This window comes from Streptomyces sp. NPDC031132, from assembly GCF_055570595.1.
In genome coordinates this window covers 112,636-120,411 of sequence record NZ_JBVIGX010000023.1, presented here as the reverse complement: position 1 = coordinate 120,411, position 7,776 = coordinate 112,636, and the positions used below count along the sequence as shown (strand labels likewise).

6 protein-coding genes are annotated in these 7,776 nt (G+C 71.8%); all 6 read right to left on the bottom strand.

Annotated elements, in window-relative coordinates; all coding sequences use genetic code 11:
* Window positions 1-1,257: class I tRNA ligase family protein (locus ACZ49B_RS27855; RefSeq protein ID WP_468311110.1), on the bottom strand; the 1,257-nt coding region annotated here is incomplete at its 3' end.
* A gap of 466 nt (window positions 1,258-1,723) precedes the next feature.
* Window positions 1,724-2,725 carry a TIGR03842 family LLM class F420-dependent oxidoreductase gene (locus tag ACZ49B_RS27850; protein ID WP_468311108.1) on the bottom strand — a complete coding sequence of 334 codons (1,002 nt, stop codon included), beginning with the start codon at window positions 2,723-2,725 and terminating at the stop codon, window positions 1,724-1,726.
* A 9-nt stretch (window positions 2,726-2,734) separates the two neighbouring features.
* Complete coding sequence (gene hydA / locus ACZ49B_RS27845; RefSeq protein ID WP_468311106.1) at window positions 2,735-4,135, bottom strand: dihydropyrimidinase; 1,401 nt, start codon at window positions 4,133-4,135, stop codon at window positions 2,735-2,737.
* Between the two features lie 16 nt (window positions 4,136-4,151).
* Window positions 4,152-5,405: an aspartate aminotransferase family protein gene (locus ACZ49B_RS27840; protein WP_468311116.1), complete on the bottom strand. Its 1,254-nt coding sequence runs from the start codon at window positions 5,403-5,405 to the stop codon at window positions 4,152-4,154.
* 38 nt (window positions 5,406-5,443) lie between these two features.
* Window positions 5,444-6,286 carry a nitrilase-related carbon-nitrogen hydrolase gene (locus tag ACZ49B_RS27835; RefSeq protein ID WP_030293003.1) on the bottom strand — a complete coding sequence of 281 codons (843 nt, stop codon included), beginning with the start codon at window positions 6,284-6,286 and terminating at the stop codon, window positions 5,444-5,446.
* A gap of 151 nt (window positions 6,287-6,437) precedes the next feature.
* Window positions 6,438-7,619: a hypothetical protein gene (locus ACZ49B_RS27830; RefSeq protein ID WP_468311104.1), complete on the bottom strand. Its 1,182-nt coding sequence runs from the start codon at window positions 7,617-7,619 to the stop codon at window positions 6,438-6,440.
* Between the last annotated feature and the right edge of the window lie 157 nt (window positions 7,620-7,776).

The window sequence follows — 7,776 nt, the reverse complement described above, 5'->3', positions numbered from 1 at the left end:
CTTGACCGCGGTGGTGCGGATGTACCAGGACGGCTGCGCGTAGTACAGCAGCGCGGTGTGGCAGCGCCAGCAGTGCGGATAGCTGTGCTCGTACGTCTCGTGACGGAACAGCAGGCCGCGCTCGCGCAGATCGGCGAGGACCACCTCGTCGGCCTTCTTGAAGAACATCCCGCCGACGAGGTCCAGACCCTCCTCGAAGGTGCCGTCGGGGCGGACCGGGTTCACGACGGGCAGGCCGTACGCCTTGCACACCTTGTAGTCGTCCTCGCCGAAGGCGGGGTTGGTGTGGACGAGACCACTTCCGCTCTCGGTCGTGACGTGGTCACCGTTGACGACGAAATTGGCCTCTTCCAAACGGACGATCGAGAAGGGCGGCCGGTAGGTCCAGCGCTCCATCTCCTTGCCCGTGAAGGTCTGTTCGGTGGCCTTCCAGCCCTCGCCCAGGGCCTGCTCCAGCAGCGCTTCGGCCACGACCAACTGCTGCTCACCGTCGGTGGCGACGACGTACGTGACGTCGGCGTTCACTGCCACGGCGGTGTTGGACACCAGGGTCCAGGGGGTGGTCGTCCAGGCCAGCAGGGCCGCCTGGCCGGCGAGCGGGCCGGAGGTCAGGGGGAAGCGGACGTAGACCGAGGGGTCGACGACGGTCTCGTAGCCCTGCGCCAGCTCGTGGTCGGAGAGGCCGGTGCCGCAGCGCGGGCACCAGGGGGCGACGCGGTGGTCCTGGGTGAGCAGGCCCTTGTTGAAGATCTCCTTCAGCGACCACCACACGGACTCGACGTACTCGGGATCCATCGTCCGGTACGCGTCATCCAGGTCGACCCAGTAGCCCATCCGGGTCGTGAGCTCGGTGAACGCGTCGGTGTGCCGGGTCACCGACTCGCGGCACTTGGCGTTGAACTCGGCGATGCCGTACGCCTCGATGTCCTGCTTGCCGTTGAAGCCCAGCTCCTTCTCGACGGCGAGCTCGACGGGCAGGCCGTGGCAGTCCCAGCCGGCCTTGCGGGCCACGTGGTAGCCGCGCATGGTGCGGAACCGAGGGAAGACGTCCTTGAAGACGCGCGCCTCGATGTGGTGCGCACCGGGCATGCCGTTCGCGGTGGGCGGGCCCTCGTAGAAGACCCACTCGGGCCGGCCCTCGGACTGCTCCAAGGTCTTGGCGAAGGTCTTGCTCTCGCGCCAGAAGTCGAGAACGGCGTGCTCGAGGGCGGGCAGGTCGACCTGGGCGGGTACCGGGCGGTACTGCGGGGATGTCATCGGGGATACTCCGGTGGTTATGCGGATCGTTCCAGTGAAGGGACGAGAGACGGGCTCCCGCGGTACCACCCTCCTTGGCCCGGAAACTGCACACGCCGAGCCCACTTCATTCGGGATCCGATGCCGGCTCTACTCACCGGACCCGGCCATACCGGTCCCCGGCTTTCCTCCGGCGGCTCCGGGTGATCTTCACGTCGCGCTCGCCCCCGGGCTCGCACCATCCCCGGGTCGCTCCTGGCCGCGTACGACGCTACTCGTCCCCTCAACGCCTTTCGGTTGATCCATTGTATGGTCAACACACTTACCCATGGGGCTCGTTAAGATCGAATATGGCCGGAAACCTACGGACCGGCCGCCCGCCTGGCCGAGGTTGCACGACGGGGCCTCCTCGGTGAACGACGGCGCCCCCTGCACCGTCAGCGGTGCAGGGGGCGTCCGGAGTACCTCCCGGAGCGCGGCCGGGCCGTCAGCCGTTGATCGCCGGGATGACGTGCTGCCCGTACGCGTCGATGGTGGCCTCCTTCGCGTCGTGCATGTCGTACACGGCGAACTGGTCGACGCCCAGGTCGCGCAGGGTCTGCAGCTTCTCGATGTGGGCCTCGGGCGGGCCGAGCAGGCAGAAGCGGTCCACGATCTCGTCCGGCACGAAGTCGGCGGACGGGTTCCCGGCGCGGCCGTGGTGGCTGTAGTCGTAGCCCTGGCGGGCCTTGATGTACTCGGTGAGGGCGTCCGGCACCATGCCGGAGTGTTCGCCGTAGCGGCCGACGAGGTCGGCGACGTGGTTGCCGACCATCCCGCCGAACCAGCGGCACTGGTCGCGGGCGTGGGCCAGGTCCTCGCCCACGTACGCCGGCGCCGCCACGCAGATCTTGACCGCGCCCGGGTCGCGGCCGGCCCGTTCGGCGGCCTCCCGGACCGAGCCGACCATCCACTCGGTGAGGTAGGGGTCGGCGAGCTGGAGGATGAACCCGTCCGCCTTCTCGCCGGCCAGGGCCAGCGCCTTCGGCCCGTAAGCGGCCATCCAGACGGGGAGTTTCCCGTCCCGGACCCACGGCAGCCTCAGTGGATTGCCGTCGACCTCGGCCTCCCGGCCCTCGGCGAGGTCCCGGATGACGTCGATGGCCTCGCCGAGGCGGGCCAGGGTGTTCGGCTTGCGCCCGGCGACCCGCATCGCGGAGTCGCCGCGGCCGATCCCGCACACCGTGCGGTTGCCGTACATGTCGTTGAGGGTGGCGAAGGTGGAGGCGGTGACCTCCCAGGTGCGGGTGCCGGGATTGGTGACCATCGGGCCGATGTGCAGCTTCTGCGTGTTCGCGAGGATCTGGCTGTAGATGACGAACGGTTCCTGCCACAGCACGGCGGAGTCGAAGGTCCAGCCGTAGCGGAAGCCGTTGCGCTCGGCCCGCTTCATGAGGCTGATGACCTGTGAGGCGGGCGGGTCGGTCTGGAGGACGAGGCCGAAGTCCATCACGGTTCCTTAGAGGTACTGGCAGGTGGAGCGGGGGATGAACACCCCGTGGCCGGCCCGGCCGGTGTACTCGCGCCGGTCGATGACGAGTTCGCCGCGCGAGAGCACGGTGTCGACGCGTCCGGTGATCCGCTTGCCCTCGTACGCCGAGTAGTCCACGTTCATGTGGTGCGTCTCGGCGGAGATGACCTGCTCGGCGTGCGGATCGTAGAGGACGATGTCGGCGTCGGAGCCCGGAGCGATGGTGCCCTTCTGCGGGTAGAGGCCGAACATCCGGGCCGGGCTCGCGCAAGCGATCTCGATCCAGCGGCGGCGGCTGATGTGGCCGTCCAGGACGGCCTGGTGGAGGAGGTCCATCCGGTTCTCCACGCCCGGCAGCCCGTTCGGAATCTTGGAGAAGTCCCCGCGGCCGAGCTCCTTCTGACCGCGGAAGCAGAACGGGCAGTGGTCGGTGGAGACCACCTGGAGGTCGTCGGTCCGCAGACCCCGCCAGAGCGCGGCCTGGTGCTCGCGCGGCCGCAGCGGGGTGGAGCAGACGTACTTGGCGCCCTGGAAATCGGGTTCCGCGAGGTTGTCGGTGGACAGGAACAGGTACTGCGGGCAGGTCTCCCCGAACACCGGCAGGCCCTTGTCGCGGGCGGCGGCGAGCTCGGCGACCGCCTCCTCCGCCGAGACGTGGACCACGTACAGCGGGGAGCCGGCCACGCGCGCGAGCTGGATCGCCCGGTGCGTGGCCTCGGCTTCGAGGAGGACCTTGCGGACCTCGCCGTGGTGGCGGGGATCGGTCTCCCCGCGGGCCAGGGCCTGTTCGACGAGGACGTCGATCGCGATGCCGTTCTCGGCGTGCATCATGATCAGCCCGCCGTTGCCGGAGGCCCGCTGCATGGCGCGCAGGATCTGCCCGTCGTCGCTGTAGAAGACGCCGGGGTAGGCCATGAACAGCTTGAAGGAGGTGACTCCCTCCCCGACCAGGTGGTCCATCTCCTTCAGGGTCCCCTCGTTGACGTCCGAGAGGATCATGTGGAAGGCGTAGTCGATGGAGCACTTGCCGTCGGCCTTGTCGTACCAGGTGTCGAGCCCCTGGCGCAGGGCCTGGCCCATGCTCTGCACGGCGAAGTCGACGATGGTGGTGGTGCCGCCCCAGGCGGCGGCCCGGGTACCGGTCTCGAACGTGTCCGAGGCGGCGGTGCCGCCGAAGGGCAGCTCCATGTGGGTGTGGGCGTCGACCCCGCCGGGGATGACGTACTTCCCGCTCGCGTCGATCGTACGGTCGGCGGTCCAGGCCTCGGCGGCCGCCGAGCCGTGGGCCGCGAGGGCGGCCACCCGGCCGTCCTCGACCAGGACGTCGGCGTGGAGCTCGTCGGCGGCCGTGACGACGAGGCCGCCGCGGATGAGGGTGCGGATGGACATGTGCGGCGCCTCCCGTTTACACGATGCTGTGCAGGGCCCGTTCGAGGATCTCGGCGCCCTCTTCCGCCTCGGCGACGGTGAGGGACAGCGGCGGCGCGATGCGCAGCACGCTGGTGTTGTACCCGCCGCCCTTGCCGAGCAGCAGGCCGCCTTCGCGGGCGGCCTCCAGGACGGCGGCGGCCGCGTCCGGATCGGCCTCGTCGGTGCCGGGTTTCGTCAGCTCCAGCCCGGCCATCAGGCCCCGGCCGCGGACCTCCCGTACGGCGGGCACGGTGGCGGCGATCGCGCGCAGCCGCTCCAGGAGCAGGCCGCCGACGCGGCGGGCGTTGCCCTGGAGGTCGTGCTCCAGCAGGTACGCGAGGTTGGCGACGCCGGCCGCCATGGTGACCGGGGAGCCGCCGAAGGTGGAGATGGAGTTGGTGTCGATGCAGTTCATCACCTCGGCGCGGGCCACGACCCCGCCGATGGACATGCCGTTGCCGATGCCCTTGGCGAAGGTGAGGATGTCTGGCGGCCCGTTCTGGGCGTGGGCCTGCCAGCCCCAGAAGTGCTCGCCCGTACGGCCCCAGCCGGTCTGCACCTCGTCGCTGATCCAGAGGATGCCGTGCCGGTCGAGGACCCGGCGGAAGGCCCCGTACAGCCCGTCGGGCGGGGCGGTGAACCCGCCGACGCCCTGGATGGGCTCCGCGATGAGGGCGGCGACGCCGCCGCGGGCCTGGCCGAGCACGTCCTCGAGGTCGGCGACGGCGGCGGCGGTGAACTCGGCGTCGTTCAGGTGCGCGAAGGGGCCGCGGGAGCGCACCGCGCCGTGGACGTAGTACGTCTGCAGCGGCGAGAGGCTGGTCGGGGACCAGCCGCGGTTGCCGGTGATGCCGACGGCGGAGAAGGACCGGCCGTGGTAGCTGTTGCGCATCGCCAGGATCTGGTTGGAGCGGCGGTACGCGGTCGCCAGCAGCAGGGCGGTGTCGTTGGCCTCGGTGCCGGAGGTGGTGAAGAAGACCCGCGCCTCGGGGATGCCGGACAGGGCTGCGATCCGCTCGGCCAGCTCGATCATCGGCCGGTTGAGGTAGAGGGTGGAGGAGTGGATGAGCCGGCCGGCCTGCTCGGAGACGGCCTTGGTGACCTCGGGCAGGGCGTGGGCGGTCATCGTGGTGAGGATGCCGCCGAAGAAGTCGAGGTAGCGGTTGCCGTCGGCGTCCCAGACGTGGCGGCCCTCGCCGTGCGTGAGCTCGAGGGGGCGGCGGTAGTAGAGCGAGAGCCAGTCGGGCATGACGGCCTGGTGGCGGCTGTGCAGGGGGATCGGGTCGGTCACGGCTGTACGAGCCCTCCGTAGGCGTCGGGGCGGCGGTCGCGGTAGAAGGCCCACTGGTCGCGGACCTCCTTGATCAGGTCGAAGTCGAGCTCCCGGACGAGGAGTTCCTCGTCCTTGCCGCTGGCGACCTCCCCGACGAACTGGCCTCGGGGGTCGACGAAGTAGCTGGTGCCGTAGAAGTCGTTGTCGCCGTACTCCTCCTGGCCGACGCGGTTGATCGCGGCCACGAAGTACTCGTTGGCGACGGCCGCGGCGGGCTGTTCCAGCTTCCAGAGGTAGGAGGACAGGCCCCGGTGGGTGGCGGAGGGGTTGTAGACCAGCTGGGCCCCGGCCAGGCCCAGGGCGCGCCAGCCCTCGGGGAAGTGGCGGTCGTAGCAGATGTAGACGCCGACGCGGCCGACGGCGGTGTCGAAGACGGGCCAGCCGAGGTTGCCCGGGCGGAAGTAGTACTTCTCCCAGAAGCCCTTGACCTGGGGGATGTGGTGTTTGCGGTACTTGCCGAGGTAGCTGCCGTCGGCGTCGATGACGGCGGCGGTGTTGTAGTAGAAGCCCTCGGACTCGAGCTCGAAGACCGGTACGACGATGACCATGCCGGTCTCCCGGGCGAGCGCCTGCATGCGCTGGACGGTGGGGCCGTCGGGGACGGGCTCGGCCCAGCGGTAGTGCTCGGGATCCTGGACCTGGCAGAAGTACGGGGCGTTGAACACCTCCTGGAAGCCGATGATCTGCGCGCCCTGGGCGGCGGCCCGGCGGGCGTGCTCCTCGTGTTTGGCGATCATCGACTCGGTGTCTCCGGTCCAGGTGGCCTGGACGAGTGCGGCGCGGACGACTTGGGCCATGAGCTGCTCCTCGCGACGGGAACGCCGAGTTCTACGCACGTAGACGACATGCGTAGGGAGTAGAACGTAGGCCTCGTCACACCGTGGGGCAAGACCGCCGTGCACGGTTGGGTGAGTCGATCAAGGTATGACAACGGACGGTCGAATCCGCTCAATGGACGGGCGGTTTCGCAACCCGCAGGGCGTGTACGAGGTCACGGTGATGCGGGCCGGACAGAGCCTCGGCGGCCCGCAGCAGCCGGGGGGTGAACCACTGCGGATCGCGGCGCGCGAGCCGGACCGCCTCCTGCGCGGTGCGGGTCTTGACGAAGGCGCCGAGCAGCGCGTCGGCCTCGTGGGTCCGTCCGGCGGCGGCCAGGGCCAGGGCGGCGTCGGCGATCTCGGCGGCGGGGCGGGCGGCTCCCTGACGCAGCAGCGCCTCGCAGTCGGCGTGCCGGCCGGCCGCGCCGAGGGCGGCGGCCGCCGCGGCGAGCCGCTCGGGCGGGAGCGAGGCCGCCTCCCACAGCAGCGTGGCCCAGTCCGCACCGAGCCCGGCGCGCACCAGCTCGGCGGCGAACGAGGGCAACCACTCTGCGGGCCCGGCTGCGGCCTCGCAGAGCACCGCGTGCGCCTCCCCGCTCCGCCCCTGGGACCGCAGGGCCACCAACTGCCCGACGACCCCCGCAATCCCGCCCTGCCGGCCCGGCTCCGGCTCGCCGTACTGCGCATGTGGCCCCGGCGGCGCGAAGTTGCCCCGGGTGGCGGACTGCACCTGCGCCTCGGGGGAGGCGGAAGGGGGGCCGGCCGCGTACTGCGCCTGCGCCTCCGTCGGAGCGAGGGGGTCCCCGGCGTCGGTGCGGGCGTCCGGAGCGGGGGACGCGAAGGGACCCCCGTCGACGGAGGGTGCATCCGGCCGCGGCGGTGCGAAACGGGCCCGGCCGATCGTCCCGCGGGGAGCCGGGGGCTCGGGGGCGGGGCGCCCGAAGCGGGCCCCGCGGGGCGGGGCGGCGGCCGCGTCCGGGTGCCCGGGGGGCGGGGTGAAGGCGGCGGGCGCCGCCGCGCCTGCATAGCGGGCGCCGCCGGCCCGCCGCGCCCCGCGCAGCCACCGCCCCTCGGCCCGCCCGACGGGTGGCTCCGCCCGGTCCTCCCCCGCCTCCCGCTGCCGCGGCACCCCGGGCAGCGGCCCGCCGTCCCCGACCCCGGCCCACGCCCCGGGCGTCTGCGCCGCATCTGTGGCTTCGACTTCGGCTTCGGCTTCGGCGTCGGTGAGCCAGGCTCCCCCGGCCCGGCCCGGTTCCCACCCCTGCGGGTCCTGGTGCGAGGGCCCGTCGGCCGTCGGGTCCCCGGGCCGCATGCCGCCGGGGTGTGGCGCACCGGCCCCGGCTCGGGGGGGGGGGGGGGGGGGGGGGGGGGGGCGGGGCGGGAGGGGGGGGGGGGGGGGTGAGGGGGGGGGGGGGGGGGAGGGAGCAACGGGGAGGGGCGCGGAAAGTCGGAGAGGGGGAGGATGGAGA

Bases quoted from the DNA above. Each gene is read 5' to 3' on its own strand.
- ACZ49B_RS27840 (WP_468311116.1), bottom strand. From the start codon at position 5,405: ATGCCCGACTGGCTCTCGCTCTACTACCGCCGCCCCCTCGAGCTCACG.
- hydA (WP_468311106.1), bottom strand. From the start codon at position 4,135: ATGTCCATCCGCACCCTCATCCGCGGCGGCCTCGTCGTCACGGCCGCC.
- ACZ49B_RS27850 (WP_468311108.1), bottom strand. From the start codon at position 2,725: ATGGACTTCGGCCTCGTCCTCCAGACCGACCCGCCCGCCTCACAGGTC.
- ACZ49B_RS27835 (WP_030293003.1), bottom strand. From the start codon at position 6,286: ATGGCCCAAGTCGTCCGCGCCGCACTCGTCCAGGCCACCTGGACCGGA.
- ACZ49B_RS27830 (WP_468311104.1), bottom strand. From the start codon at position 7,619: ATGCGGCCCGGGGACCCGACGGCCGACGGGCCCTCGCACCAGGACCCG.